The sequence below is a fragment of the Microlunatus aurantiacus genome, assembly GCF_039536605.1.
Taxonomy (GTDB): Bacteria; Actinomycetota; Actinomycetes; order Propionibacteriales; family Propionibacteriaceae; genus Microlunatus; species Microlunatus aurantiacus.
Map to the genome: position 1 here is coordinate 256,697 of NZ_BAAAYX010000002.1, position 26,959 is coordinate 283,655.

21 protein-coding genes and 2 pseudogenes are annotated in these 26,959 nt (G+C 70.9%); 7 read left to right on the forward strand and 16 right to left on the reverse strand.

What is annotated here, in order from left to right; translation table 11 throughout:
- Positions 1 to 122 precede the first annotated feature (122 nt).
- On the forward strand, positions 123 to 1,166 hold the full coding sequence (locus tag ABD714_RS01380; RefSeq protein ID WP_344810470.1) for an NAD(P)-dependent alcohol dehydrogenase: 1,044 nt from the start codon (positions 123 to 125) through the stop codon (positions 1,164 to 1,166).
- 81 nt (positions 1,167 to 1,247) lie between these two features.
- On the opposite strand, the gene ABD714_RS01385 is transcribed toward ABD714_RS01380, so the two are convergent.
- Genes ABD714_RS01385 through ABD714_RS01405 form a run of 5 tightly spaced genes read right to left on the reverse strand, consistent with a single transcriptional unit; the run spans position 1,248 to position 6,763 of the window.
- Positions 1,248 to 2,060: an ABC transporter ATP-binding protein gene (locus tag ABD714_RS01385; protein ID WP_344810471.1), complete on the reverse strand. Its 813-nt coding sequence runs from the start codon at positions 2,058 to 2,060 to the stop codon at positions 1,248 to 1,250.
- Positions 2,060 to 2,932: an ATP-binding cassette domain-containing protein gene (locus ABD714_RS01390; protein ID WP_344810472.1), complete on the reverse strand. Its 873-nt coding sequence runs from the start codon at positions 2,930 to 2,932 to the stop codon at positions 2,060 to 2,062. The genes ABD714_RS01385 and ABD714_RS01390 overlap by 1 nt, the downstream gene beginning before the upstream one ends.
- A complete protein-coding gene (locus ABD714_RS01395; RefSeq protein WP_344810473.1) occupies positions 2,932 to 3,894 on the reverse strand; it encodes an ABC transporter permease in 963 nt (320 codons plus the stop codon). The genes ABD714_RS01390 and ABD714_RS01395 overlap by 1 nt, the downstream gene beginning before the upstream one ends.
- Positions 3,894 to 4,904: an ABC transporter permease gene (locus tag ABD714_RS01400; RefSeq protein WP_344810474.1), complete on the reverse strand. Its 1,011-nt coding sequence runs from the start codon at positions 4,902 to 4,904 to the stop codon at positions 3,894 to 3,896. Before ABD714_RS01400 ends, ABD714_RS01395 begins: the two co-directional genes overlap by 1 nt.
- 32 nt (positions 4,905 to 4,936) lie before the next feature.
- Entirely contained in the window at positions 4,937 to 6,763 is a 1,827-nt protein-coding gene (locus ABD714_RS01405) for an ABC transporter substrate-binding protein (RefSeq protein WP_344810475.1), read from the reverse strand.
- Here ABD714_RS01405 and ABD714_RS01410 point away from each other — a divergent pair.
- Together ABD714_RS01410 and ABD714_RS01415 are read left to right on the forward strand one after the other, a co-directional pair.
- Positions 6,743 to 7,084: a hypothetical protein gene (locus ABD714_RS01410; RefSeq protein WP_344810476.1), complete on the forward strand. Its 342-nt coding sequence runs from the start codon at positions 6,743 to 6,745 to the stop codon at positions 7,082 to 7,084. The genes ABD714_RS01405 and ABD714_RS01410 overlap by 21 nt on opposite strands.
- 654 nt (positions 7,085 to 7,738) lie before the next feature.
- Positions 7,739 to 9,286, forward strand: coding sequence for an ATP-dependent DNA ligase (locus ABD714_RS01415; RefSeq protein WP_344810477.1), 1,548 nt, complete (start codon positions 7,739 to 7,741; stop codon positions 9,284 to 9,286).
- Here ABD714_RS01415 and ABD714_RS01420 read toward each other — a convergent pair.
- Entirely contained in the window at positions 9,237 to 10,697 is a 1,461-nt protein-coding gene (locus ABD714_RS01420) for an NAD(P)/FAD-dependent oxidoreductase (protein ID WP_344810478.1), read from the reverse strand. The genes ABD714_RS01415 and ABD714_RS01420 overlap by 50 nt on opposite strands.
- 38 nt (positions 10,698 to 10,735) lie before the next feature.
- Here ABD714_RS01420 and ABD714_RS01425 point away from each other — a divergent pair, with 38 nt between their 5' ends.
- Entirely contained in the window at positions 10,736 to 11,551 is an 816-nt protein-coding gene (locus ABD714_RS01425) for a Type 1 glutamine amidotransferase-like domain-containing protein (RefSeq protein ID WP_344810479.1), read from the forward strand.
- 251 nt (positions 11,552 to 11,802) lie between these two features.
- On the opposite strand, the gene ABD714_RS01430 is transcribed toward ABD714_RS01425, so the two are convergent.
- The 3 genes and pseudogenes from ABD714_RS01430 to ABD714_RS01440 form a co-directional block, all read right to left on the reverse strand.
- A complete protein-coding gene (locus ABD714_RS01430) occupies positions 11,803 to 12,426 on the reverse strand; it encodes a superoxide dismutase (RefSeq protein ID WP_344811256.1) in 624 nt (207 codons plus the stop codon).
- Positions 12,427 to 12,579: 153 nt separating this feature from the next.
- Positions 12,580 to 13,338: pseudogene (locus ABD714_RS01435) on the reverse strand (S41 family peptidase); the annotation flags it as partial.
- Positions 13,339 to 13,550: 212 nt separating this feature from the next.
- The gene (locus ABD714_RS01440) at positions 13,551 to 16,634 is read right to left on the reverse strand and encodes a glycosyl hydrolase (RefSeq protein ID WP_344810480.1); all 3,084 of its coding nucleotides are present in this window, start codon (positions 16,632 to 16,634) and stop codon (positions 13,551 to 13,553) included.
- A gap of 183 nt (positions 16,635 to 16,817) precedes the next feature.
- On the opposite strand from ABD714_RS01440, the gene ABD714_RS01445 reads away from it, so the two are divergent.
- On the forward strand, positions 16,818 to 17,609 hold the full coding sequence (locus ABD714_RS01445; RefSeq protein ID WP_344810481.1) for an ABC transporter ATP-binding protein: 792 nt from the start codon (positions 16,818 to 16,820) through the stop codon (positions 17,607 to 17,609).
- On the forward strand, positions 17,579 to 19,162 hold the full coding sequence (locus ABD714_RS01450) for a hypothetical protein (protein WP_344810482.1): 1,584 nt from the start codon (positions 17,579 to 17,581) through the stop codon (positions 19,160 to 19,162). Before ABD714_RS01445 ends, ABD714_RS01450 begins: the two co-directional genes overlap by 31 nt.
- 5 nt (positions 19,163 to 19,167) lie before the next feature.
- Here ABD714_RS01450 and ABD714_RS01455 read toward each other — a convergent pair whose 3' ends face one another.
- The 7 genes and pseudogenes from ABD714_RS01455 to ABD714_RS01485 form a co-directional block, all read right to left on the reverse strand.
- Positions 19,168 to 19,770: a class I SAM-dependent methyltransferase gene (locus tag ABD714_RS01455; RefSeq protein WP_344811258.1), complete on the reverse strand. Its 603-nt coding sequence runs from the start codon at positions 19,768 to 19,770 to the stop codon at positions 19,168 to 19,170.
- Positions 19,771 to 19,800: 30 nt separating this feature from the next.
- Positions 19,801 to 20,622 (reverse strand): annotated as a pseudogene (gene truA, locus ABD714_RS01460) (tRNA pseudouridine(38-40) synthase TruA); the annotation flags it as partial.
- Positions 20,619 to 21,362 (reverse strand): tRNA (guanosine(46)-N7)-methyltransferase TrmB, encoded by a 744-nt coding sequence (trmB, locus tag ABD714_RS01465; RefSeq protein WP_344810483.1) that lies wholly within the window; start codon positions 21,360 to 21,362, stop codon positions 20,619 to 20,621. The gene trmB and the pseudogene truA, both read right to left, overlap by 4 nt.
- Before the next feature lie 120 nt (positions 21,363 to 21,482).
- Positions 21,483 to 23,027 carry a M28 family metallopeptidase gene (locus ABD714_RS01470; RefSeq protein WP_344810484.1) on the reverse strand — a complete coding sequence of 515 codons (1,545 nt, stop codon included), beginning with the start codon at positions 23,025 to 23,027 and terminating at the stop codon, positions 21,483 to 21,485.
- 153 nt (positions 23,028 to 23,180) lie between these two features.
- The gene (locus ABD714_RS01475; RefSeq protein WP_344810485.1) at positions 23,181 to 24,056 is read right to left on the reverse strand and encodes an ABC transporter permease; all 876 of its coding nucleotides are present in this window, start codon (positions 24,054 to 24,056) and stop codon (positions 23,181 to 23,183) included.
- A complete protein-coding gene (locus ABD714_RS01480) occupies positions 24,049 to 25,068 on the reverse strand; it encodes an ABC transporter ATP-binding protein (protein WP_344810486.1) in 1,020 nt (339 codons plus the stop codon). Before ABD714_RS01480 ends, ABD714_RS01475 begins: the two co-directional genes overlap by 8 nt.
- Positions 25,065 to 26,144, reverse strand: a complete 1,080-nt coding sequence (locus ABD714_RS01485; protein ID WP_344810487.1) for a LolA family protein — start codon at positions 26,142 to 26,144, stop codon at positions 25,065 to 25,067. Before ABD714_RS01485 ends, ABD714_RS01480 begins: the two co-directional genes overlap by 4 nt.
- Positions 26,145 to 26,305: 161 nt before the next feature.
- Between ABD714_RS01485 and ABD714_RS01490 the strand changes: the two genes are divergently transcribed.
- Positions 26,306 to 26,893, forward strand: coding sequence for a peptidase (locus tag ABD714_RS01490; protein ID WP_344810488.1), 588 nt, complete (start codon positions 26,306 to 26,308; stop codon positions 26,891 to 26,893).
- Positions 26,894 to 26,959 lie beyond the last annotated feature (66 nt).

The window sequence follows — 26,959 nt, forward strand, 5'->3', positions numbered from 1 at the left end:
GACGTCGACGCCACCGGCGCCCCCGAGGGGAAGGGTGCCCTGTCAGTACCCCCTTCGACCGACCCGATCCGACGTCGCCGACCTACGATGGGAGGCTGCCAGCTCGTCACAGAGGAGACCCTTTGCTCACCGTCAACGCCTACGCCGCACCGTCGGCCACCGACCCTCTCGTCCCGACGACCATCGACCGGCGCGACGTCGGGACCAAGGACGTCCTGATCGCGATCCGCTACGCCGGGATCTGCCACTCCGACATCCACACCGTGCGCGGTGAGTGGGGCGAGGTCGCCTATCCGCTCACCGTCGGTCACGAGATCGTGGGTGAGGTGACCGAGGTCGGCTCCGGGGTGACCCGGCACGCGGTCGGGGACCGGGTCGGGGTGGGCTGCATGGTCAACTCCTGCCGGGAGTGCGAGAACTGCCGGGCGGGGGAGGAGCAGTACTGCCTGAACGGGAACGTGGGCACCTACGCGGCCGTCGACCGCGACGGCACGATCACCCAGGGGGGCTACTCCACCCACGTCGTGGTGGACGAGGACTTCGTCCTGCGGGTGCCCGAGACCATCCCGTACGAGGCGGCGGCCCCGCTGCTCTGCGCCGGCATCACCACCTACTCGCCGCTGTCGCACTGGAAGGTCGGACCGGGCTCCCGGGTGGCCGTGGTCGGCCTGGGTGGGCTGGGCCACATGGCGGTCAAGATCGCCCACGCCATGGGCGCCGAGGTGACGGTGCTCTCGCAGTCGCTGCGCAAGCAGGAGGACGGTCTACGGCTCGGAGCCAAGCACTACTACGCCACAAGTGACCCCGCGACCTTCGAGGACCTGAAGAACGGCTTCGACCTCATCGTCAACACCGTCAGCGCCCCCATCGACATCGACGCGTTCCTCGGGCTGCTGGCCCTCAACGGCACGATGGTCAACGTCGGCGCCCCGCCGGAGGCGCTGCCGCTGCACGTGTTCTCGCTCTTCGGCAACCGCCGCTCGTTCGCCGGCTCCGGCATCGGCGGCATCCGCGAGACGCAGGAGATGCTGGACTTCTGCGCGGAGCACGAGCTCGCAGCCGACGTCGAGGTGATCGCCGCCGACCGGATCAACGAGGCGTACGAGCGGGTGCTCACCTCCGACGTGCGCTACCGGTTCGTGATCGACATCTCGACCCTGGCCTGACCCCGGCCGGCACGTCACGCCGAGAGACGCAGCGGCCCCGCCACTCGAGGAGTGGCGGGGCCGCTGCGGTACTGACGGAGGTCAGGCCAGGTCGACGGCCGCGGCCTCGTGATCGCCGATGTTGAGCTCGATCTCCTGGTGCAGCTTGGGCACGTCGGCCACCAGCTTCTTGGTGTAGTCGTGCTCGGGGTTGAAGATCACCTTGTCGACGGTGCCCTGCTCGACCATGACGCCGTGCTCCATCACCAGCACCTGGTCGGCGACGTAGCACGCCTGGCCGATGTCGTGGGTGATGAACAGCACCGTCATGTCCAGCTCGTCGCGCAGGTCGGTGAGCACGTTCAGGATGTTCACCCGCAGCGACGCGTCGAGCATCGAGGTGGCCTCGTCCGCCACCAGCAGCGTCGGCCGGAGCATCAGCGCCCGGGCGATCATCACCCGCTGGCGCTGGCCACCGGACAGCTGGTGAGGGTAGCGGTCGAGCACCGACAGGTCCATCCCGACGTGCCCGAGGGCCTCCTCGAGACGATCCTGGCCGACGCTCTCGTTCAGCAGCCGCATCGACCGGTGGAGCAGCGTCTTGACCGTGAAGAACTGGTTGAAGGCCGAGAAGGGGTCCTGGAAGACCGCCTGCACGTCCTGCCAGTACCTCGCCCGGTCCTTGCCCTTGGGGTTGGTGACGTCCTTGCCCTGGAAGGTCAAGGTGCCCGAGGTGATCGGCAGCAGACCGAGCACCATCCGCGCGATGGTCGACTTCCCCGAGCCGCTCTCACCGACGATCGTGGTGATCTGCCCCTTCTTCAGGGCGAAGGAGACGTCGTTGACGGCGGTGACCGCCCCCGTCCCGCTGCCGAACGTCTTGGTCAGGTTCTGGGCCGTGAAGATCCCGTCCATCAGTGCTTCACCTCCGGAGCCTTGAACGACTCCCGGTCGAAGGCGCGCATGCCCTCGATCCTGATCTTGGCGTACTTGGGCTCGGGCGTGAGGACCGAGCTCAGCAGCGCCCGCGTGTACGGATGCTCCGGGTCGTCCACCATCACGTTGGTGGGTCCGGACTCGACGACCTTGCCCTGGTACATGACCGCGATCCGGTTCGCGACGGTCCGCAGCACTGGCAGGTCGTGCGTGACGAAGATGACGCCGGACATGATCTCCTTCTCCAGCATCTCCAGGAGCATCTCGATCAGCGCCTTCTGCGAGGACACGTCGAGGGCCGAGGTCGGCTCGTCGGCCACCAGCAGCCGCGGGTTGAGCAGCGTGCTGATGATGGTGACGACACGCTGCTTCATGCCACCCGACAGCTGGTGGGGGTAGGCATCCAGCGCCCGGGTGGGCAGACCGAGCGTGACCAGGCGGTCCCGGGCCCGGTCCAGGGCCTCGTCCTTCTTGATCTTGCCGTCGTGGGCCTTCATCACGTCGAACACGAGGTCACGGACCCGCATGGTCGGGCTCACCGAGTTCATGGCGCCCTGCGGCAGCATGGAGACCACCGCACCGCGCCAGGTCCGGGGGATGCCGGCCATGTCGGACAGGTCCTGGGCCTTGCCGTCGATCGCCAGGGTGCCGTGCTCGACCACCAGCGGCGGTCGGGCGGTCAGCGAGATGATCGAGCCGAGGGTGGACTTGCCACTGCCCGACTCACCGGCCAGCCCCAGCACATCGCCCTCGGCCATCTGGATCGAGACGTCGTCGACGCCCACCACCTCCTGACCGGTCGGGGTGTAGTAGACGCCACGGATGTTCTGCGCGTTCAGCAGCTCCGCCATCAGACCCGACCTCCCTGGTTGTCGTCGATCGGTGCCGGACCTTCGACCACGCCCGCAGCGGTGAGCTGGGGAGCGGGGCCCTCGGCAGCCGGGATCTGGTACTTCGTCGCGGCCGCCTTCTTCTTGATCTTGCCGCGCCGGAGGCGCGGGTTGAACAGCTCGTCCAGGCTGGACTGCAGCAGCAGCAGCGAGAAGGAGATGATCGTCAGCATCACCGTCGGCGGCACGAAGGCCCACCAGGCGCCGGTGCGCACCGAACCCCAGGCGATCGCCCAGTAGAGCATCACGCCGAGGCTCACCGCGCCGCTCGGACCGAGGCCGAGCATGCTCAGCGTCGACTCGAACAGGATCGCGCCGGACACCTGGAGCACGAAGGCCATCACCACGTACGAGAGCAGGTAGGGCAGGACGTCGCGGATCAGGATGGACCAGAAGTTCGCTCCGGACATCATCGCGACGTCGATGTGCTCCCGGGTGCGCACGCTGGTGGTCTGGGCCCGGACGGCTCGCGCCAACCAGGGCCAGGAGCCGATGCCGATCACGAAGGCCAGCGTGAAGATGCTCCGGTTGTCCAGAGCCACGCTGAGCAGGATGACCACGATGATCACGGGGATGACCAGGAAGATGTTGGTCAGGCTGGAGAGCAGGTTGTCGACCAGGCCGCCCTTGAAGCCGGCGACCAGGCCGATGGCCAGCCCCAGCACGGTGGCGATGGTGCCGGCCAGCAGACCGACGATCAGCGAGGTCCTGGTCCCGTAGACCAGGTTGGCGATCACGCTCTGGCCCTCGTTGTCGGTGCCCAGCAGGAGCGGGCCCCAGCCGGCCGGCTCGTCGTAGAGCCCACCGATCGTGGCGTTGGGGTCGGTCCGCACGAGCAGAGGTCCGAAGATCGCGATCAGCACGACCAGGACGATGATCGCCGCGGCGACGTAGAAACGGGGGGTGAAGCTGACCGACTTCATCAGCGGTCTCCACTCTGTGCGGCCCGGATTCGGGGATCGATGATGCCGTACAGGAGGTCGACGAAGAAGTTCGCCACCAGCATGGCCAGCGTCAGGATGAGCAGGATGGCCTGGATCACCGGGTAGTCGTTCTGCCCGATCGCGCTGAACAGGAGCGTGCCCAGCCCGGGGTAGGAGAAGACGAGCTCGATGATCAGCGCGCCGGCGATCATGCCGGCGATGGACAGGGCGAGACCGGTGATCTGCGGGAGCATCGCGTTCCGGAAGATGTAGCGGACGGTGGTGCTGTCGCGCAGACCCAGACCGCGACCGTAGTTGACGTAGTCCGCGCCGTTCTCGTAGATCGCCATCGACCGCATGCCGACCGCCTGGCCACCGATGAAGACCAGCACGATGGACCAGAACGGCAGCCAGAAGTAGGTGATGGCGTCACCGAAGAAGGCCAGCGAGAACTCCGGCGACAGACCGAAGGAGTAGGCGCCGCCGACCGGGAAGAAGCCGAGCTGCACAGCGGCCACGAACAGCAGGATGATCGCGAGGCAGTACGGGGGGATGGAGGAGAGGAAGAGCGACGAGAGGAAGATCCCCCGGTCGAACCACCCTCCCTTGAAGGCGGCGATGGCACCCACGATGTTCCCGACGATCCAGCCGACGATGATGGCCGGCAGCTGGATTGCGACGCTCCAGGGGAGCGCCTGGCCGATCAGCGTGTTGACCGAAGCCGGGTACTGCGCGAACGACGTACCGAGGTTGCCCTGCAGCACGTTGCCCACGTAGGTGAGGAACTGCTTCCACATCGGTTGGTCGAGTCCGAACTCCCGCATGTAGTTCTCGTAGATGGCCTTGACCGCATCTCCGCTCGCACCGCCACCGCGGGTCATCGAGGCGACGAGCGCATCGACGGGGTTCCCGGGTATCAGTCGAGGGAGGATGAAGTTGATGACCAGGGCTGCGAAGAATACGAGCAGGTACCAGCCGATCTTGCGTATGAAGTAGCGCGCCAGGTTCATGTGGGTGCCTCCGCCTCTAGGGGATCAGTCGCTCAGCTGCCGACGCGCTTGATCTTGAACAACCAACCGATGCCGGCGCCCTGCCACATGGGCGGAGCGTACGGGTTCTCCTCGGTCGGGAAGTTCTCCCAGTTGTTCTGGTTGAACTCGTAGAACTCCAGCGGGCGGTACATCAACGGGACGCAGGGGATCTCCTCGCGGTAGATCTTGTCCAGCGCCGACAGGGCGGTCTTGGCCTCGTCGTCGGAGGCGGCGCCCGCGGCCGTGTCGAGCAGAGCCGGCACGTCGGCGTTCTTGAAGCGGCCGTAGTTCCAGTCCGCCCGCTTGCCCACGTCGGCGACGCCACGGTCGTCGAGCGCGTCCCGGAACCGGATCCACGGGCTCGCCGGCGAGACACCGGAGTAGCCGTTCATGACGATGTCGAAGTCACCGTTCTGCATCTTCTGGGTCCAGGTCGGCGCCTGCGGGAACTCGGTGGTGATGCCGATGCCGACCGCCTGGGCGGACTTGGCGACGATCTCCAGCGCGGTGTTCCAGTCGGTCCACCCGGTCGGGCAGATGACCTTCCAGCCGCCGAGCTTGGTGCCGTCGGGCAGCACGTAGATGCCGTCGGACCCCTTCTTGGCCTTGAGCTCGCCCTCGAGGATCTCGACGGCCTTGTCCTTGTCGTACTTCCAGCCCTCGGACTCGACGGCGGCGGAGTCGTAGAACTTCGACTCGTAGCCGGTCGGGATGATGAGGGAGGCGTTGGCCGGGTCGGAGTAGTCCGACATGGCCGTGCTGGCGATGTTGGCGTAGTCGATCGAGTGGGCGATCGCCTTGCGCACCAGCGGGTTGTCCAGACCCTTGACGGTCAGGTTGAAGATGATCAGCGGGATGTTGCCCGGCACGTAGTACGGCTTGTCCTTCAGCCAGGTGCCGACCGGGGCCTTCTTGTCCTCCCACATCTTCCAGATCTGGGCCGTGAACTGCTGCGAGACGTCGATCTCGCCGCTCTCCAGCTTGAGGTCGCCGTCGTTGTTGCTCTTGAAGATGGGGTGGTTGACGGTGGTCATCGCCGGGGTGCCGAAGACGTCCTTGCCCCAGTAGGCGTCGTCCCGCTTCAGGTTGATCTGGGTCTGGTCGCCCTTGTCGAGCTTGAACGGACCGGAGCCGATCGGCTGCAGGTTCGTGTCGGCCGTGATCTTGTCCGCGGCGACCTTGCTCCAGTAGGACTTGGGCACGATCAAGGTGCCGGCCAGCACGTTCTTCACGAAGCCGGGGTTGTTCGGCTTGGCCTTGATCTTGATGGTGACCGTGCGTGCGTCCGTGGCCTCGATGCTGTCGACGTAGTTCCAGATGGTGGAGAACGACAGCGAGGTCTGCTTGGCCAGGTCGAACGTGAAGGCCACGTCCTCCGCGGTCAGCTCGGAGCCGTCGGACCACTTGGTGCCGTCCTGCAGCGGGAGCACGAAGGTGTTCGCGTCGGGCTCCTGGATCTCCTTGGCCAGGCCGCCGGTGAGCGAGCCGTCCAGCAGGTTGAACCGGACCAGCGACTCGTAGATCAGCTGGCTCTGGCCACCTGCCGTGGGCCACGCCGGCGAGGGCGCGAACGGGTTGTAGTTGGTGGGCGGGCCCCACTGGAACCCGGCCACGAACAGGGTCTCGCCGGCAGCGCCGGCCCGACCCTTGGCGTCGGTGCCGCTCCCGGTGCTGTTCCCGGTCTGGGCGGTGCCGCAGCCGGCCGCCGTGGTGCCGATGACGGCACCGCCGACGGCGAGGCCGGCGACGGACAGGAACCGGCGACGGTTCGGGGACCAGCCGGCCACCGCGGACTTGAGGTCCTCACCGGTGAAGTCGTGATCTTGCTGATCGTTCATTGCTTCCTTCCTTGGAAACGCGTGATGCAACTGTCGTCACGGCCGACGGCCGATCCGTGGGTGTCTCGGCCGAAGGCCGAACCTGAGGTGCTCCGGCCGAAGGCCGAACCTGAGGTGCTCCGGCCGAAGGCCGAACCTGAGGTGCTCCGGCCGAAGGCCGAACCTGAGGTGCTCCGGCCGAAGGCCGAACCTGTCGTGCTCCGGCCGACGGCCGAACTGGTGGTTGCCCTCGCGGACAGGACGATCGATCCGGACGGGGCCGCCACGGGTGGGGCGGTCGCCGGACGATCGGGGATGCGGGTTCCCCCGGCACGGGGGTGAGCCGTCGGGTGCTGCGCGGCCTGACGCCGCGCAGGTGAACGGTGAGCCGGGACGAGACCGGGGCGAGAGACGGCAGGGAAACAGGCACGGCGGAGTACCCCCGTGGTCTGCGTCATCGCGTCCCCCACTCTCAACGAACGTTCAGGTGACAACACACCACTTAACCGGTTCGGTGTCAATGCCTAACGCTCATTTAGTAACCGCATCGTTGTGGAGCGTCGTTGTGAGAGCGCTCCTACACCGGAGGGTATACCACTTCCCCACGAGGAACGGTCTTCCGCCGACAGAGATCTCCGTCAGCCCCCGAAGCTACCGAATCGTGACCTGGATCTCGCCCTCCCGGAGTCGCGCCGCTGAGGTTCGCGGCCCAGTCGCTCCGGCCTGCTGACGTGGTCCGTCGGCCCGCCTTCGTGTCCCACGGTCGCAGAACATTCCGTCACCCGACGGAGAACCACGCAGCGTACGGCGTCCGTGGGGGAGGAAACCGTCGAGTGACGGAATGTTCGAGCCGAGGGGCTCCGTGGGGCGGAGGAAGCCGTCGAGTGACGGAATGTTCGAGTCCAGGGGCTCCGTGGGGCGGAGGAAGCCGTCGAGTGACGGAATGTTCGAGCCGGGAAGCCGCAGGGTGTCGGTGGTCCGGGCGAGGATGGGGCGGTGCTGCTCGATCGACTCGCCGAGACCTGGACCGCCCTGAGCGCGACCCGCTCCCGCAACGCGAAGCGGGACCTGCTGGCGGAGGTGCTGGCCGAGGCGGGACCGGGTGACCTGGAGATCGCGGTCAGCTACCTCGGCGGAGCGTTGCGGCAGCGGCGTACGGGGCTGGGCTGGCGGGGCCTGACCGCCCCACCTCCGCCCGCGGACCGGCCCAGCCTGACCCTGGTCGAGGTGGACACCGCGTTCGCCGGCATGGCCGGCCTCTCGGGGGCCGGGTCGGCCGGCCGCCGCAGCGCGCTGGCGGCGGAGCTGTTCGCCCGGGCCACCGAGCGGGAGCAGGGCTTCCTCCGGGGACTGGTGCTCGGCGACCTGCGACAGGGGGCGATGGACGCCCTGGTCCAGGAGGGGATGGCGAAGGCGTACGGGGTGGAGCCCGCCGTCCTCCGGCGCGCGGCGATGCTGCTGTCCTCGACCACCGAGGCCGCCCGGTTGCTGGCCTCCGGGGGCGCCGCGGCGCTGGCGGCCGTCGGTCTGACGGTCGGCACCCCGGTGCAGCCGATGCTGGCGGCGAGTGCACCGGATCCGGAAGCGGCGCTGGCCAAGACCGGCGGACCGGTCGTCGTCGACGTGAAGCTCGACGGCATCCGGGTGCAGGTCCACCGCCGCGGCGACGAGGTGTCGGTGTTCACCCGGTCGCTGGACGAGATCACCGAGCGGCTGCCCGAGGTGGTGGCGGCGGTCCGCACCCTCGCGGCCGAGGAGCTGGTGCTGGACGGGGAGGTGCTCGCCCTGCGGCCGGACGGGCGTCCCGAGGCCTTCCAGCTGGTGGCGTCCCGCACCGCCACCCGCGGGGATGACGGTGCGCACGGCCTGGCGCTGCGGGTGTTCTTCTTCGACCTGTTGCACGTCGACGGTCGTACGCTGCTGGACGCTCCCTTGGTGCAGCGCGCGGCCGAGCTCGACCGGCTGCTGCCCGCGGAGCTGCGGGTGGAGCGGACCACCGTGACCACGGTCGCGGAGCTCACCGAGGTCTTCGACTCCGCTGTCACCCGCGGCTTCGAGGGCGTGGTGGTGAAGCAGCCGGAAGCGGGCTACGCCGCGGGCCGCCGACAGGCCTCCTGGATCAAGGTGAAGCCGCGCCACACCTTCGACCTGCTGGTCACCGCGGTCGAGTGGGGATACGGACGGCGCGACGGCTGGCTCTCCAACATCCACCTCGCCGCCCGGGACGGGGTCACCGGCGAGCCGGTGATGCTGGGCAAGACGTTCAAGGGCATGACCGACGAGCTGCTGCGCTGGCAGACGGAGCACTTCACCCAGATCGCCACGCGACGCGACCGGCACGTCGTCCACGTCGCCCCCACCACGGTGGTGGAGATCGCCTGCGACGGTCTGCAGACCTCCACCCGCTACCCCGGTGGGGTGGCCCTCCGCTTCGCCCGGGTGCTGCGCTACCGGCCCGACAAGTCGCCTGCGGAGGCCGACACCCTGGACGAGGTCAAGCGGCTGCTGGGTCCGCCGGTGGCGGTTGACGACGAAGCCGACTGAGGTCGTCCAGCACCGCCGGCCGGGCCAGCCGGGCGGTCGGCGACGGTCGCGCGCCCGCCAGCAGCAGGGCCGGGTGCAGCAGGGAGGACGGGGGAGCCATCAGGTTGTTGACCGCGAGCAGGGCGGCGGTGGCCCGGGGGTGCCCGGTGGCCGCCAGTCGGGACAGGCGTGCCACCCAGCCCGCGCTGACCCGCTCCGCCGGTCCCGGCTCGCTCGTGCAGGTCGGCTGCCGCCGGTCACCGGTGGTGGCGATCGCCCACGGGGTGGCGGTGAGGTCCACCAGCCGGCGCTGCAGGCGGCGGTCCACCGGGCGCCCCCGGCGGACGGCCTCGCCGAGAGCGCACGCCTGCTGCGCAGCCACGGTGATGCCCTGGCCGTAGACGGGGTCGAGCGAGCACAGAGCGTCGCCGACCACCAGCAGGCCCTCCGGCCAGTCGGCCACGCGGTCCCAGCGTCGGCGCCGGTTGGCGGTCTGGCGGTGGATGCTGACCTCCCCGGCGGGCTCCAGCAGAGCGACCAGATCGGCCAGCGCCGGGTCCCGTAGGCCCGACAGGAACCGGACGAAGCCGGCGGTGTCACGGGGCGGTCGTCGTTCGCCGAACCCGGCCGCGGCGACCAGCCACCGACCGTGCTCGACCGGCAGCGCGAGCCCGGCGGTGCCGGAGCCGGCGTCGGCGAGGATCATCACGCCCGTCCGGACAGGGAGCTGGCGATGCGCGCGGTAGAGACGACTGGCGTACCCCACGCGGGCGTCCACCTCCTCCACGGCGGGGGGCTCGGCCACCACGCCCCAGCGGTCCAGCCGGGAGGACCGGCCGGAGGCGTCGACCACCAGGTCGGCGGCCACCACCTCGTCGCCGTCGGCCATCGTGTCGGCCGCGGACATCGTCTCGGCAGCGGCCTCGGGCCCGTCGGTCCCGTTCCCGATCCGGACCCGCCAGCCCGGGGACGCCGGAGTCAGACCGGTGACCGTCACGCCGTCGCGCAGCCGGACGCCGGTGAGGGCGACCACCCGTCGCCGGGTCACCGCCTCCATCAGCGGGCGGGTGGCCGAGACGACCTCGTAGCCGTCCAGGTCGGTGTCCAGCCAGCCGTACTCGCCCAGCCACGGCATCCGTCCCGAGTCGTACGCCACCGCCCCGGCCGCCAGCAGCTCCGCGCGGAACCCCGGGAGCAGCTGCTCCAGCACCGTGATGCCGCGGTAGAGCAGGACGTGGGCCTGGGTGTCCTGCGGGACGCCCCGCCGGTGCCCCGGCTCGGTGGACAACCGGTCCCGCTCCAGCACCGTGACGGTGAGGCCCTGCTGCGCCAGCGCCGCCGCTGCGCAGAGCCCGGCCATGCTCGCGCCGATGATCACGGCGTGGCTCGGGTTCGCCGACGTGGTGGCGCCCGGGTCGCCCCCGGGGGCCATCAGCCCACCCGCTCTCGGGCGGCTACGCTCCGGGATCCATGAGCGTGCACCTGGTGGGGGGCGGTCGGGATCTCGGGGCCGCCGTGATCGTCTACGGCGAGTTCGTGGCCGAGTGCGTCGGGCGGGCCACCGCGGCCGGACGGTCCTCGCCCCGGGTCGCCGTGGTGGTCGTGACCGAGGCCGACGGTCACGCCGAGGGCGTGGACTGGTTCCGGCAGGCGCTCCGGCGGTGCGCACCGGTCGACGTGGTCGGTGTCTCCGCGAGCCCCGGTGCGCCGCTCGCTCTCGGCGACGGCGCCGCGCCCACCGAGCCCTGGTGGTCGGGCCTGGACGGGCTGCTCGTCGGTGGCGGCGTCACCCCGGACTACCACCGGGCGCTCCTGCCGTACGCCGGCGTGATCCGGACCGCTGTGGCCGACGGGTTGCCGTACGCCGGGTTCTCCGCCGGGGCGATGATCGCGGCGGCCCGCGCCCTGCTGGGCGGCTGGCAGGTCGGGACCACGGCGGTGACGCACGAGGACAACGCCGAGGACCTCGACCAGGTCACCGTGGTCGACGGTCTCGGTCTGGTCGCGGCCACCATCGAGGTGCACACGGCCCAGTGGGGCACGCTGTCGCGCCTGGTCGCGGCGGTGGACACCGGTGCGGCGGCGGCGGGGATCGCTGTCGACGAGAACACGGTGGTCATCCTCGACCCAACCGCCGACGAAGCCGCGGGGCCGGGGACTGCCGCGGTCGCCGGCGCCGGGCAGGCGTGGTTCGTGACGGGCGACGGCGACGGGGTGCGGGTCCTGCGGCGTTCGGCGGCACGGTCTCGGTCACACCCATCTGGACTCCGGGCGCGCTCCGGCTGATACGTGCGACGAGCCCGCACCGATCGAGCCCCGGCTGGTGCACCGCGCTGCGCTCACGCTCTCCGGTGCGTGCACGACCACGAGGGGGTGGTCGCCGCTCCCGTGGATCCAGAGCCCGAGGTCGCTCACGGCACCAGTCTGCGCCTGGTCCGGCCGCCGTACGATGTGGGGCGCGCCGGGACGAGGGGTGAAACGACGACGCGGCGCCCACCCCGGGGGTGGACGCCGCGCTCACTGCCGATGGTCGTCGATCAGGGCGTGATCAGCCCCGGGGTCTGCGCCACGGCGGCGGCGAACCGGGTCTGGGCGTCCGCCCAGTTGACCACGTTCCACCAGGCCTTGACGTAGTCGGCCTTGACGTTCTTGTACTGCAGGTAGAACGCGTGCTCCCACATGTCGAGCAGCACGATCGGGACCTGGCCGAGCGGCACGTTGGCCTGCTGGTCGTACAGCTGGACGATGTTCAGCCGCTGCCCGAGGGCGTCCCAGACCAGGATCGACCAGCCCGAGCCCTGGATGGCGTTGGCGTTCGCCTCGAAGTGGGCGCGGAACTTGTCGAAGCTCCCGAAGTACTCGTCGATGGCCGCGCCCAGGGCGCCGTCGGGCTTGTCGCCCCCGTCCGGGGACAGGTTCGGCCAGAAGACCGAGTGGTTGATGTGTCCACCGAGGTGGAAGGCGAGGGTCTTCTCGAGACCGACCAGGCTGCCGAACGAGTCGCTGTCGCGCGCCTCGGCCAGCTGCTCGAGCGCGGTGTTGACGCCCTTGACGTAGGCGGCGTGGTGCTTGTCATGGTGGAGCTCCATGATCTCGCCGGAGATGTGCGGAGCCAGTGCCCCGTAGTCGTAGGGCAGATCGGGCAGGACGTAGTCAGCCATTGCTCTCCTCGTGATGGACGCAGGTGAAATCGCTCTCGATCCTAGTCCGTGGCCCGGGACCGCGGCCGACCGCTCCGTGGTGGTCGGTCGGTCCGCGAGGACCGTGAGGGCCACCACCTCGGCCCGGTCGCTGTCTGCGGCGACGTGCGGGACGACGCCGACGCCCTCCCAGCTGCTCCCGGTCCGTGGATCGACCGGTGCCCCCGTGGACACGAAGACCGCGGCTCGCGCACCGGTGTCGAACCAGTCCCCGGGGTTGGCGGCACCCGCCGAGGTCTCGCCGACGACGACGGCCCGTCCCGTGCTCCGCAGCAGATAGGCCATGCTCTCGGCCGCCGACGCCGTGGCCCGGTCGATCAGGACGGCGACCGGCATCTCCGCCAGCGCGACAAGCTCCGGCCGGGGCTCCGTGAAGGACGTCTCCGAGGCCGTACGTGAGACGAAGTCGACGACGTGGACGGGGAGGGGTCCGAGCAGGGGGCCGGCGAGCACGGACACCATCGAGGGCCAGCCGCCTGGATTGGCCCGCAGGTCGATGATCGCCGCATCGAACGAGCTCAGCCAGCGGAGTGCGGCACCGGCCTCATCCCGCCGCCCGGGTGCGTCCGGGTCGACGAACTCCTTGACCCGCAGGATCCCTACGCGGTCGCGAGCCTCGGTCCGCAGGAAGCGCGCAACATCGCGGACGGACTCGGCGCCCGGCGCGGGCGCGGGCGCCGGCACCGAGGACCGGACGCGGAAGTGCCGGTCGAAGCCCCGGAGGACGCGAGTCCACTCCTCGAAGGGGACCTCGTCGGTCGGGGGCGTCCAGGACCGGACCACTGTGGCGATCTCACGGGCCTGCTCCGCGAAGACGTAGTGACGCTCGATGGTGGTGGCGAGTGACTCGACCAGCCGGGGGTCCACCGCCACGCTCCGATCACCTCGCTCGTTCGCCTCTGGCTGGTCGTCCGACCTGTCGCCGCCACCCCGCCCGACACGGTACTGGTCCCGCTCGCAACGGCCGGTCGTGGACGGACCACGGCACCCACCGGAACTGTCCGGTGGGTGCCGTGGTCGTCGTCAGCCCTTCGGGTGGGCTCGAGCTGTGGTGACCCGACGTCAGGGTCACCGCAGTATCCGGGTCACCGCAGCGGCAGGTCCAGCCGGGAGAGCGATCCGACGCCGAGGGTGGTCGGCTGGTTGCCGATCGCGTTCCACACCTCGACCTTGATGGTGCCGCCGGTCAGCCCGCCCATGGTCCCGGTGGCGCCGAGCAGCTGCCGGTCCTGGGTGTAGTGCTCGTAGCCGGGCACCGGGTCGGTGGCGAAGTACCGGTAGGTCTCCACCCGGTCGAACGACCCGTTGCCGGTCAGGTCGTAGGAGATCCGGACCTGGCTGGCGTTGCCCACCGAGCTGCCCGCATCGATCGCGAGGTCGAAGGCAGCGGCGGCACCGGTCCAGGTCCCGTTCACGCCGGTGGCGGTGAACACCTTGGCCTTCTCCGGCGCCCCGTCGCACTGGCAGTTCGCCCCGACCAGGGTCACCGTGCCAGGAGCAGGGGCGCTCGTGGCCAGCTTCTGGTCAGCGGTCAGGAAGTACCGTCCCGCCTGGCCCGGCGCCGTGGGCGTCGGGGTCGGGGTGGTCGGGTCCGGCGTCGGGGTGGTCGGCGTCGGGGTCGGGGTGGTCGGGTCCGGCGTCGGGGTGGTCGGATCCGGCGTCGGGGTGGTCGGGTCCGGCGTCGGCGTGGGGTCGGTGCCCGGAGTCGCGGACGCGTTCCCGCCGCTCCAGGTGATCGCCCCCGTGACCACGGTCTTGCCGGCCGGAGCCGTCACCTTGGTCCCGTTGGAGAACGTGACGGTCAGCGCGGCCGAGGAGATGTTCGCGACCACGTAGCTGCGCTGCCCGTTCTTGGTGAAGACCGCGGCCAGCGGGTTGTCCGCCGTGATCCCGGAGTCCACGTTGCCCAGAGCGGCCAGGTTGCGGATCCAGTGGAACGTGTGGGCCTTGGACTCACCCTCCTCGGAGAGGAAGTTCGGGTTCGCCGTGAACTTGCTGAGCGCCAGGTCGGGGTCACCGAGAGCCAGGAACTCCCACAGGATGTCCTGCCAGGCAGTGGGTTCGCCCCCGCGGTTGCGGACCACCTCGTCGTAGTTGATCTTGTTGTACGCCGGGTGCAGACCCAGGTAGAGGTGGCTGCCGGTGATCGGCAGCTGGTTGATGCCCTGGATCTTCTCCGGATCGGCGGTGAACCAGGTGGCGTACGCGCCGCCGTCACCCCAGACCATGCCGACCGTGCTGTGCTGGAACGACGCCGGGAAGATGTCGTTGTCGACGTCGAACCAGTAGTCGGCGATGGCCGCGGCCTGGGTCGTGTAGATGTAGATCCCGGCGTCCCGGACGGCGGTGTTGCCGGTGGCCTGACCCCACTGGATCAGGGCCCCCGCGAAGTTCATCCCCTCCGAGCTGGACTCCTGGTTGTTGCCGGAGGCGAACGCCCCGTGGCCCGACGCCCAGTCGTGACCGGCGTAGATGTCGAAGTCACGCAGGTACGGGAAGCGGTTGTCGTCCCGGTCGTAGTTGTTGGCGTCGCGGATGAGCAGGTCGATCATGCCGCCGTACTGGCTGGACTTCGCCCAGCTCGGGTCGAACTTGGCCACCGTGGCCGCCGCGGCGATGAAGTAGCCGTAGTGGAAGTGGTGGTCGTTGAGCTCCTGGTCGGACCCGTAGCTGGCCTCGTAGCCGATCAGGGTGCCCCAGTTCTTGTCGTAGTAGAACAGGTGGTCGTTCTCACCGGCCGACGCCGTCAGCCAGTTCTCCAGGGTCCGCTTCATCGCCGTCAGCGCCTTGTCCCGGATGGCCGTCTCTCCCACCAGGTCGGCGATCTCGGCGATCCGGGCCGAGCGGCCCAGACCCTTGCCGGCCCAGTAGGTGTCCGGCTTCTGCTCCCCGGCCGGGTCGTTGGCGACCTGGTTCAGGTAGTTGACGAGGGTGGCCTTGTCGGCCCCCGCGGAGGTGGCCACCGCCGGCAGCTCCGGCAGGATCCCGTGGTACGTCATCGACGTCGCGAAGCTGGAGACGCCGACCAGGTTCTTCATCAGCCCACGTGGGGAGACGTAGGTCTGGCTGATCGGCGACCCGCCGGCCAGGTCCTTCCACTGGTGCGGGTAGAGCGACACGACGGTCTTGCTCTCGCTGCCCTCCTTGGCCTCGGTGGTGAAGGCGTAGGTGCTGTTCACCTTGCCGGTGCTCGGGGAGTACTGGTAGCTGATCTTGGTGCCGGTGACGTGGGCCTGGGCGTACCGGCCGTACGAGGTGGCCAGGGTCGTCCGGGTGCTGTCGCTGTCGGCGGCCTTGGTCGGGAGCACCGCGACGCTGAAGTAGTCCTTGCCACCCAGCGTCGAGGTGATCGACGAACCGTTGACCACCCAGCTCGCGCCGCTCGGGGCGTACGCGACGTAGTCGTGGTCGCGGATGCTGAAGCCGATCATGGAACCGCTGGTCGCCCACACCTTCGGCGGTCCGTCGGTGCTGATCTGCGCACTGCCGCCGCCGTCGACGTCGAAGTAGGAGAACGGCAGGCCGTGACCGATGGTCGCCTTGAGGGACCGGGTGCCGTCGGTCCACGCCGGGGTGACGGTCCAGTCCGACCAGTCGTCGACCTGGACGCGCCCGGCCGTCAGACCCGCGACGCCGACCAGCAGGTCACGGGTGTAGCTGAACTTGTACTCCCCGACGCCGGTCGCCGTGCCGGTGATCGTCGGTTTGTCGGTGTACGAGATGCCCAGACCGCCGGGATACGTGTCGTACGCGGCCGGGTGGGCGTAGAGCGGCTCGCCGAACGCGCAGTCGGTCTTCTTGAACAGGATCGAGGACCACCAGTCGTTGGTGGGCACCGGTCCCTTCGGGGCGTTGGCGGTCAGGGCGCCACGGGGGTTGGTCGAGATGTCACCGCAGCCGGTCGGCAGGGACTTCCCGGCGGGCAGGGTCGTGGTGTACGACCCCGCTCCGACGCTGGTGACGGCGGCTTCGGCCGGTCGGGTGACCACACCGGCTACGAGCGTGCCGGCGGCGAGGCTGAGGGCCACCAACGAGGCGGCCAACCGGGAGCGCCGGCGTCGAGGGTGGGAGGGTCCCGGCCCGGCTGGCGCGGGGGTGGCGAGGGGGTGGGGGGAGGTCGAGGACCCGTGTTCGGGGTCGCTCGAGAAGGGGGGCGGCAGCGTTGCCATGGGGGAGTCTCCTCGGGGGATGAAGACTGGCTGAGCGGGTGGGTGGGGGAGAGAAACCGAGACCGTGGGAGCGCTCTCAGTGTTAAATCAAGGTAACGAGAAAATGTGAGCCACGTCAATGACGAACCTCACAAGGTCTCATTCCGGAAAGGAGTTACCGGGGCGGCCGTGTTCACTGGAGGCATGAGCGAGCTTCCCCGATCCCGGCCGCCGGCCCTCGCCCTGACCGGCCTGGTCAAGCGGTTCGGCACCAAGGTCGCCGTCGACGGACTGCAGCTGACCGTGCCCTCTGGCTGCCTCTTCGGACTGGTCGGGCCGAACGGTGCCGGCAAGACCACGACCTTGTCGATGGCCACCGGGCTGCTGCGGCCCGACGCCGGCCGAGCGGAGATCCTGGGCCGGGACGTGTGGAGCGATCCGGCCGGAGCCAAGGGCCTGATCGGCATGTTGCCCGACGGGATGCGGCTGTTCGACCGACTCACGGGTCAGGAGCTGCTGCGCTACGTCGGGCTGCTGCGCCGGGTGCCCGAGACCGACATCGTCTCCCGTTCCGCGGAGCTGCTGGCCGCCCTCGGCCTGGCCGACGACGCGAACACCCTGGTGGTCGAGTACTCGGCCGGCATGACCAAGAAGATCGGGCTGGCCTGTGCCCTCATCCACGCACCCCGGCTGGTGATCCTGGACGAGCCGTTCGAGTCGGTCGACCCCGTCTCCGGTGAGCACATCCGCACCATCCTGCGGGGCTACGTCGCCGGCGGCGGCACGGTGGTGCTGTCGAGCCACGTGATGGAGCTGGTCGAGAGCCTGTGCGACCAGCTGGCCGTCGTCGCCCAGGGTCGGGTGCTGGCCGCCGGGACGCTCGACCAGGTGCGGGGATCCTCCAGCCTCCAGCAGCGCTTCCTGGAGCTGGTCGGCTACACGGCGGCCGGAGAGGAGGCCCTGTCGTGGTTGCGATCCTCGTCCGGCTCAAGCTGAGCCTGCTGCGCAACGCGCTCCGGCGCAGTGTCTGGCGGACCGTCGGCCTGATCCTCGGGCTGGTCTACGCGCTCGGCCTCGTGGTGGTGGCGCTGGTGGGTCTGGTCGCCCTGCGCTGGACGTCGGTGGCGGTGACCGCGGACGCGACGGTGGTGGCCTTCGCGGCGCTCACCGCCGGCTGGCTGGTGCTGTCGCTGCTGGTGTTCGGCGTCGACGAGACCCTGGACCCGGCCCGGTTCGCCCTGCTGCCCGTACGGGCCCGGCAGATCATGCCGGGGCTGCTGGTGTCCGGGCTGGTCGGCAGCACCGGGGTGGCCACCGTGCTGGTGTCGCTCGGCCTGCTGGTGAGCTGGTGGCGGGGTCCGGCTCCGGTGCTGGCCACGGTCGTGGCGATCCCGATCGGCGTGGTCACCTGCTTCCTGTTCTCCCGCGCCGGCACGACGACCTTCGCCGCGGTGCTCAGCTCCCGGCGCTTCCGCGACTTCGCGTTCGTCGGGCTGGCCGGTCTGGGCCTGCTGCTCGGGGTGGGGGCCAACCTGCTCGGTGGGCTGGCCGGGGTGGGTCTCGACCGGTGGCTGGCAGTGCTGGGGGACGCCGCCACCGTGGCGGGCTGGACACCGTTCGGCTGGGTCTGGGCCGTTCCGGCCGACGTCGCCGAGGGTCGTTGGCTGCTCGCCGGGGTCCGCCTGCTGCTGGCCCTGGGACTGGTGGCGGCCCTGTGGCTGACCTGGCAGCACCATCTCGACAAGCGGCTGACCGAGCCGCTGGAGGCGCTGCGGGGGGCCGGCCGGATGCGTGCCGGTCACCTGGTCGACCGTCTCTACCCGGCCACCCCGGCCGGAGCCGTGGCGGCGCGGACGCTGCGCTACTGGCGGCGCGATCCCCGTTACGTGGCAGGGATCGCCGGTTTCCTGATCGGCCCGGTGATCGTGATGGTGGCGCAGCTGGCGAACCCGGACGGTGAGCCGCTGGTGGCGGCCTTCGCCCCGACGCTGCTGTGCTGGCTGATCGGCGCCAGCATGGCCCAGGACCTCAGCTACGACGGCAGCGCGCTCTGGCTGCACGCCACCACCGGGGTCCGCGGCGCGGCGGACCGGCTGGGCCGGGTCCTGTCCACGGTGACCGTGTTCGGCCCGGTGCTGGTCGTGCTGACCGTTCTCGGTCTGCTGCTGTCGGGTGCGTGGTGGGTCTGGCCGGCGGTGCTGGCGGTCAGCGTCACCCTGACCCTGGTGAGTCTCGGCGTCGGCTCCTTCGTCGGCACGCTGTGGCAGTGGCCGGCCCCACCCCCGGGCGCCAGCCCCTTCCAGAAGGGCAGCAGCGGTGGTCTGCCGTCGCTCGCCGCGTTCGGGGTGACCAGCGGCGTCAGCCTGCTGCTGGCCGTGCCCACCATCGCCCTGGTGATCGGGTCGTCCTGGGTGCCGGGGCTGGACTGGCTCGGCCTCGGCCTCGGCCTGGTGATCGGGGGCGTCGTGCTGTGGCAGGGCGTGGTGCGCGGTGGCGCGGTGCTGGACCGACGCTGGCCCGAGGTGCTCTCGAGCGTCTCGGAGCACTGAGCCGGTCAGCGGCGCGGCTGCACCGCCAGCACCCGGAACCCCTTGGCGGTGCCGGTCCGGGTGCAGGGGAAACCCTCGGTGGTCAGCCACGTCGCGAGGGTGTCCGCGCCGAGGTTCTTGCCGACCACCAGGTGGGCGACCCCGGTCGGCTCCAGCCGGGGCAACCAGCGGAGCAGCAGGTCGTGCAGGGCTGCCTTGCCGATCCGGATCGGCGGGTTGGACCAGATCTGGTCGTACCTGGTCCCCTCGCCCACCTCGTCGGGCCGGACCGCCCGGACCCGGCCGGCGACCCGCAGCCGGCCGGCGTTGTCGCGGCACAGGGTCAGCGCACGCTCGTTCACGTCGACGGCGTCGACGGTGGCGCCCGGACAGGCGAGCGCCAGACCGAGGGCGATGGGTCCCCAGCCGCACCCCAGGTCGAGGATCCGGGGGCTCCCGGTCGGCGGCGGCACGTGGCGCAGCAGGACGGCCGTGCCCCGGTCGAGTCCTTCGCCGGCGAAGATCCCGTTGGCCGTCGCCACCGTCACGGTCCGGCCGAACAGCTCGACGGTGACGTCCCGGCGGTGCTCCGGACCGGTCGGCGTGCCGCTGAAGTAGTGCTCGGTCACGATGTCTCCAGGGGGGGTCGGGGGCAGGATGCGCAGACTCCGGGACGCGGCGGCCCGCTCGGCCAACCCGGCGTCGCCGGGATAGCCCACCTCCTCCAGCGTCAGGCCCTGGGCCGGCAGCACCGGGACCTCGCTGTTGCGCACCGCGGCGGCCGTGATCCCCGTCAGCCACGCGACCGTCCGCCGTCCGGAGCCGACCTCGACCAGGGCGCCGACCAGGCACCGCACCATCGAGTGGCAGAACGCGTCGGCGCGCACCGTCACCTCGATCAGGGTGTCCGGTCCTCGTCGGGCGGACAGCTCGAGGAGCGTACGCACGGTGGTGGCCCCCTCGCGGCGCTTGCAGAAGGCGCCGAAGTCGCGCAGCCCGAGCAGGGTCTGCGCGGCCTGGTCCAGCCGGGCCGCGTCCACCGGGCGCGGGATGGCGGTCGTGTCGCGACGGCGGAGCGGGTCCGGCACCGACTCGGAGTCGCTGATCCGGTAGCAGTAACGGCGCCAGAGCGCCGCGAAGCGCGCGTCGAAACCCTCGGGGGCAGGTCGCACCGAGGTCACCGCGAGGTCCGCGGGCAGGGCACGACGCAGTCGCCGGAGCACGGACGCCGGGTCGGGCAGCGCGGACGGGGGGAGATCGACGTGCACCACCTGGCCGCGGGCGTGCACCCCGGCGTCGGTCCGGCCGGCACACACCAATCGCGGCGGTTCGGGCAGGCCCAGCACCCGACCCAGCCAGAGCTCGAGCTCGCCCTGGACGGTGCGCCGGTCGCGCTGAGCGGCCCAGCCGGAGAACTCGGTGCCGTCGTAGCGGACGTCCAGCCGCCACCGCCGGAGGGGAAGGGCCTCGAGGGCGCTCATCGACGCCGGTAGTGCAGGTCGCGGACCGTGCGGCCCGCGTCGAGGCCGCGCTGCTCGAAGCGGGTCAGCGGGCGGTCGGGGTGACGGTCGGCCCAGCCGTCGACCGAGGAGGCGGCGGAGACCAGGTCGGGGTGGGCGTCCAGCACCGTGCGCATCTGCTCGGCGTAGTCGGCCCAGTCGGTGGCCAGCCGCCAGTGCCCGCCCGGGCGCAGCCGTTCGGCCACGAGGTCGGCGAACGCGCGGTCCACCAGGCGCCGCTTGTGGTGCTTCACTTTGGGCCAGGGATCGGGGAAGAACGTCCAGAGCTCGGTCACGCTGGCCGGCCCGAGCAGGTGGGTCAGACCGTCGACCGCGTCGGTCTGCAGCAGGCGCACGTTGCCCACTCCCGTCTCGTGCAGCCGGTGGACGGCGCGGGCCACGCCGGGCAGGTAGACCTCGAAGGCGAGCACGTCGACCTCGGGGCGGCCGGCGGCCATGGCCACCAGCGACTCACCGGTCCCCGGGCCGATCTCCACCACCAGCGGGGCCTCCCGGCCGAAGACGGCCGCCAGGTCCAGGGCGTGGCCAGGAGCGACCGAGGTGCTGGTCGCGCGCTGCGGCACCTCGACCACGTACGCGTGCCGGAGACGCTCCCAGGCGCGCTGGTGGACCGGCCGCATCCGGGTGCTGCGCCGGACGAAGGAGGTGACCTCCCGGTGCACCCGGGGGGCGCGCGCAGGCAGCTGGGTCGGCTCGGTCACGGCCAGACCCTACCCAGTGCCCGCCCGGCTCGCGCGCGCTCGGTCGGGCCCTGAACGCGCCACCGGCCCGCCGCGACGAGCGCGACGGACCGGTGACGGGGGACGGGAGACCGGCTGTGGTCAGGCCGCCTTGTCGCTGGGCACGTAGGTGCCGGCCAGCTTCATCTTGTTCTTCGCCGCCGACCGCATCGTCAACCGCTGGGCCCGCGGGGGCACGCCATTGATCTCCTGGGTCGAGTAGGCGTAGAGGCCGACCGACCAGGCCATCGCGTCCAGGTTGCGGTCCAGCGCCTCCCGGTTGATGTTGCCCAGGTTGTCGCACTCCTGGTGGTAGCACGGGTCGTAGGCGATCCCGGCCGTGCCGTCCCACTTGGCCGCCTGCGCCGCGGTCATGATGCCCTCGGCGCCACTGAACAGACCGCCGGCGGGGATGCCGTTGGCGATGAACTCGCCGTAGTCGGAACGCCCGGAGAAGTCGGTCCCCTCGGTCTCGATCCCGAGCCGGTCGCTGAAGAAGTCGGTGAACGTCTTCTCGATCTGCGCCGAGCCGTACGGTCCGGAGCCGGCGCCCACGGCGTCGGAGTTGTCGCCGTCGTAGACGAAGTAGGCCGCGTTGGGCGAGGCCACCATGTCGAAGTTCAGGTAGAGCGCGATGTCGAGCTGCTGCTCGAACGTCAGGCTCTTGACGTACTCCGACGACCCGATCAGACCGAGCTCCTCGGCGCCCCACCAGGCGAACCGGACCCGGTTGCCCACGTTGGGCGAGCCGCCGAGCTTGAGCGCCACGTCCAGCAGGGCCGCCGAGCCGGAGCCGTTGTCGTTGATGCCCGCGTAGACGGCGTCCAGGTGGGCACCGGCCATGACGACGTTGTTGCGCTTGCCGGTCCGGGTCTCGGCGATCACGTTCTGGCTGGTCCGGGTCTGCTCCTCGTAGCGCATCTCCACAGTGGCCGCCGCGCCGGCCTGGGCCGCCAGCGTGGTGCCGTCAGCCTGGCTGATCCCACCCACCGGGATGGGACCGGTGTTGGTGATGGTCACGTTGCTCAGCGGACCGGCCGTGTTGTTGGAGATGACCGCTGCCACCGCACCGGCCGCCGCCGCGTTCAGCGACTTCTGCTCGAAGGTGCAGCCGCCGCGCCGGATCAGCGCCACGGAGCCGGTGAAGACCTGCCCGGCGAAGTCGGTCGCCTCACAGCCGGTGGTGGCGTCCTCGGGCACGACCCGGATCGGGCCGGTGATCCCGCCGGCCGGGGTGTCGATGCTCTCGTTCATCTTGTCGATCCGGTACGCGGTGCCGCCGACCGTGATCGACGCGGCCAGCTCGACCTCGACCGGATAGGTGAAGTCCTGGACGTCGACGAGGTAGCCCGCGCGGCGCAGCTGACCGGACACGTACTCCACGCTGGCCTCGTAGCCCGGCGCCGCCGCGCTCTCGCCGTCGGGCGCGGCCCGGTTGCCGCCGTTGCGGTCGGAGATCCGCTGCAGGGCGATCAGGTGGCGGTTGGCATCGCCGCCGTTGGTCTGGCGGACCAGGCGCTCGGCCAGTCGGGTGGCCGGGTCAGCGGCTGCTTCGGCCGGGGCGGCCAGGAAGCCGACGGACAGGGCGCCGGCGCTCAGCACGGCGACCGCCGCGGTGGCGACGCGTCGGGTGGGGGAGGGTCTCATGGTGCCTCTCGGGGGGAGGTAGGTGAGGAAGCGCCGGCTGTGGCCGCGCTGTGTGACCCTGCTCACCTAAGCGACAGATTCTGTCGGGGTCAAGATTTCGGCGGTGAACAATTGCCGTTCGAGTTCCGGTGGTCGGCGAAAGAAACCGAGGAATCAGCTCGTGACGTCCTTGGTGGTGAACCGAGCCCAGGCGAGCAGCCAGAACACCACCGCATAGGCGGCGAAGGTCAACAGACCGCGTTCCAGCTCCGCCGTGGCCATCGGGTCGCGGAGCAGCCCGCCGAACGCCGTCCACCAGTGCGTGAGCAGCCACGGGTGCAGCCAGGACAGCTGCTCGATGGTGTCGCAGATGATCATCATCAGGTTGATCAGCACGACCGCCACCGTGGCGCCGATCGGCTGCTCAGTGAGGGTGGACACGAACAGCCCGATCGCGCCCAGGGCGGCCAGACCACACCCCACGTACGCGACGGTGAGCAGCAGCCGGCCCACCGCTCCCGCGAACGAGGTCGTGGTGCCCGACAGCAGGACCATCTCCCCACCGCCGAACAGCGCCAGCCCGATGACGCTGCCGACCAGCGCGACCAGCAGCGCGGCGGCGAAGGCGAAGACGGTGATCGCGGCGTACTTGACGACCAGCAGCCGGGTGCGCCCCGCGGGCACCGTCAGCAGGTAGCGCAGGGTGCCGATGTTGGCCTCGCCGGCGACGGAGTCGCCGGCGATGGTGGCCACCGCCAGCGGCAGGAAGAGCGGCAGCTCCAGGGTGAGGGCCGCGAACGCCACGAACAGCCCGTTGCCCAGGATCGCGTCGATGAAGTCGGGACCACCGCCGCCGCCACCGGCGGTCTTCACCGCGACGGCCAGGATGATGGGCACGACCGCCAGCACGGCCAGCCCGGCCAGGTTGCGCCGGCGGCGGAAGATCAGCTCGAGCTCGGAGACCAGGAAGCGGGTCGGCAGCCAGCGGGCCGCGGCGGCCGGGGCGCGGGACCCGGCCTGCTCTCCGCCGAGCACCTCGGGCTCAGCCACTGACCTCGAACCCTTCTCCGGTGAGGGACACGAACACGTCCTCCAGACTGGCCGCGACCACCTCGAAGCCGAGCACCGGGACCCGGGCGGCGACCAGCGCGGGCACGATCCGGTCCAGCTCGACGCCGCCGAGCGCGGCGGTGACCGTGGCCAGGTCGCCCGGAGCGGCCTGGCGCTCCGCGGCGGTCAGGCCGAGAGCGGTCAGCGTGGCCAGCGTCGGATCGGCCCCACCGGCGGTGGTCCGCACCCGGACCCGGGCGGCGGTTCCGGCGTGCAGCTCGGCCAGGGGTTGCTGGGCGACCAGTCGACCGGCGTCCATCACGCCCACGTGGTCGCACATCTGCTCGACCTCGCTCAGCAGGTGGCTGGACACGAGGACTGTGGTGCCGTCCGCCGCGAGGTCGGAGACCAGGTGACGGACCTCCCGGGTGCCCTGGGGGTCGAGGCCGTTGGTCGGCTCGTCCAGCACCAGCAGGTCCCGCGGCACCAGCAGCGCGCTGGCGATGGCCAACCGCTGCCGCATCCCCAGCGAGTACGCCCGATAGCGCTTCCGGGCCGCGACCAGCAGGCCGACCCGGTCCAGCGCCGCGTCCACCCGGGCGCTGCTGGTGCGGGCGTCGGCGTACGGGTCGGCAGCCTCGAGGCGCCGGAGGTTGGCCCGACCGGACAGGTACGGGTGGAAGGCCGGCCCCTCGACCAGGGCGCCGACCCGGCGGAGCACGGCCACCTCGCTGCGGCCGGCGCCGGCCATCGGGGCGCCCAGCAGGTCGACGGTGCCCGAGGTCGGGCTGATCAGCCCGAGCAGCATCCGGATGGTGGTCGTCTTGCCCGAGCCGTTCGGGCCGAGGAACCCGTAGACCGCGCCGGCCGGCACCACCAGGTCCACGTCGTCCACCGCGATCTGGTGACCGAACCGCTTCGTCAGGCCCCGGGTCCGCACGGGTGCCGAGTGGTCAGCCTCGGTGGCGGTCCGTGCCACCACGGACGCTGACACGTCGGAGGGCGGACTCACCCGAGGGCGTCGTACAAGAGCTCGGGTCCCACCGCGCCGGCGGCGACCCGACCGTCGTCGGTGATCACCGCAGAGAACGCGGTGCCGGCCAGCAGCCGACCCGATCCCCAGCTCCCGGACACCCTGGGCAGCTGAGCCAGGTAGGTCTGCAGATCCGGGCCCTCGCCGTTCTCGGCGCCCGACGGCACCTCACCCTTCGGCAGCGTGCCGACCACCACTGTCGTCCAGCCCTCACCCACGACCTTCGGCTTCGCGGCCTCGGCGGTGTCGGGCGTGCTCCGGTCGGCGTGGTCGTCCGGGGTGACCTCGGTGACCTTCGCCCCCTTCGGTGGGGTGAAGGCGAACTCGGCGGCCGCCGGGGTGGCGAAGTCGACCTCGGTGAAGCCGATCGCCGCGACGGGCTGGGGGCGGTCGCCGGCGAACACCTGCACCCGCAGGGCCACGTGCTCGGTCCCGTCGACGGCGATCCGGACGCTGCTGAGCAGCGACCCGGTCTGCTTCGGCGTCAGCACCAGCTCGTACGCCGGCCGGCCCGCCACGGTGGTGTCGGTGGCGACACCCACCTGCGTGGTGGGTCCGACCGCGGCCAGGAAGCGCGTCGCGGCCTCCTGCGGGGTCTTGGGCGCATCGGCCGGGAGCTCACGGTCCGTGCTCGGGCGGTCGGCCGCGTCGATCGTGGCGTGGGTGACCGCGTTGTCGCTGCTGGACCAGGTCCACACGTCCGAGCCGTTGCGGATCACCGAGGTCTCCGAGAGATCGCCCAGCAGGGCCACCTTCGACCGGTCGTTCCCGGCGTACGCGACCCGCAGCGTGTGGCTGCCCGAGATCAGCGAGGAGAAGTCGTCGCCCTGGTCGCCCATGCCCGGCAGGGCCGGGATGCCGAGGTCGGCGGACTGCTGGACGGTGCCGGAGAAGCCGTCCACCCGCGCCTGCTGCAGGTCGACCAGGAGCTGCTCGGCGCTGCGGGGCGGCAGCTTCTCGTCGGCGGACGCGTTCCCGGCGACCAGGGTGGTGGCGACGATGGCGAGGACGGCGGCGAGCGGGACGAGCCAACGCAGCCACTGACGAGTGAGCATGCAGCCATTGTGACGCGGAATCGCCGTAATCGGAGGGGTCGGCCGGATCGACCCCGCGATCGTCCTCGACCGGGGCCGTGACCGGCCTGACATCGGGTGTTTCAGTCTCGTCACGGTATCGACAGCCGCGGTCGCGCCCTCTTGTGCTGCAGCCGTCCGATGTGGAGCATGAGGAGCCCGGCCCCAGCCGGGACCTGCTGGGGGATGAGTGGGGAGGCATCATGGATGGTTTCCGGTCATCGATCGAGGTGGCGCCGCTGCAGTCGAAGGGCGCCCTCTACGGTTTCCTGCTGATCGGGCGCTGGCCCCAGGACACGGTCGAGTGGGCGAAGTTCCTCGTCCTCGCCGTCCGGATGGCGGCCGTGCCCGGGATGCTGCCGATGAGCACGGTCTTCCGGGTCCGCGAGGAGCTGCCGGACCATCCTCAGGCGGGCGCCGTCGGTCTGGTCGTGGCCGAGGGCTCGCTGATGGGGGAGCACCCGCTCAGCCCCGGCCAGTTCGCCCACCCGCAGCCTCCGGGTCTGGTGGTGCTGCACCCGCCGTCGAGCACCTTCTCCAGCGTTCCCGACTACGACGTGGCCTCGGGCTGCGTGTTCCTGCCGGGACTGCCGCACCTGGGTCTGGAGCACCGGGCGGCCTGGGTGGAGGCCGACGTCGACGGCAACGTCACGCAGCTGGTCAACCGGGTGGGAGTCGACCCGCAGGGCAACGCCGACACCGCCGCGCTCGCCCTCCTGATGGCGGCCTGAGCCGCCGGTCCCGGCGCGCCGCCCCGACCCGGGCGCGGCCCGCCCGGGCGGCCCGCGCCGTGACGC

Excerpts from the sequence above, each read along its gene's own strand:
- ABD714_RS01395 (WP_344810473.1), bottom strand. The coding sequence starts at position 3,894 with ATGAAGTCGGTCAGCTTCACCCCCCGTTTCTACGTCGCCGCGGCGATC.
- ABD714_RS01445 (WP_344810481.1), top strand. The coding sequence starts at position 16,818 with ATGAGCGAGCTTCCCCGATCCCGGCCGCCGGCCCTCGCCCTGACCGGC.
- ABD714_RS01420 (WP_344810478.1), bottom strand. The coding sequence starts at position 10,697 with ATGGCCCCCGGGGGCGACCCGGGCGCCACCACGTCGGCGAACCCGAGC.
- ABD714_RS01430 (WP_344811256.1), bottom strand. The coding sequence starts at position 12,426 with ATGGCTGACTACGTCCTGCCCGATCTGCCCTACGACTACGGGGCACTG.
- ABD714_RS01425 (WP_344810479.1), top strand. The coding sequence starts at position 10,736 with ATGAGCGTGCACCTGGTGGGGGGCGGTCGGGATCTCGGGGCCGCCGTG.
- ABD714_RS01400 (WP_344810474.1), bottom strand. The coding sequence starts at position 4,904 with ATGAACCTGGCGCGCTACTTCATACGCAAGATCGGCTGGTACCTGCTC.
- ABD714_RS01405 (WP_344810475.1), bottom strand. The coding sequence starts at position 6,763 with ATGAACGATCAGCAAGATCACGACTTCACCGGTGAGGACCTCAAGTCC.
- ABD714_RS01385 (WP_344810471.1), bottom strand. The coding sequence starts at position 2,060 with ATGGACGGGATCTTCACGGCCCAGAACCTGACCAAGACGTTCGGCAGC.
- ABD714_RS01485 (WP_344810487.1), bottom strand. The coding sequence starts at position 26,144 with ATGCTCACTCGTCAGTGGCTGCGTTGGCTCGTCCCGCTCGCCGCCGTC.
- ABD714_RS01440 (WP_344810480.1), bottom strand. The coding sequence starts at position 16,634 with ATGGCAACGCTGCCGCCCCCCTTCTCGAGCGACCCCGAACACGGGTCC.
- ABD714_RS01470 (WP_344810484.1), bottom strand. The coding sequence starts at position 23,027 with ATGAGACCCTCCCCCACCCGACGCGTCGCCACCGCGGCGGTCGCCGTG.
- ABD714_RS01390 (WP_344810472.1), bottom strand. The coding sequence starts at position 2,932 with ATGGCGGAGCTGCTGAACGCGCAGAACATCCGTGGCGTCTACTACACC.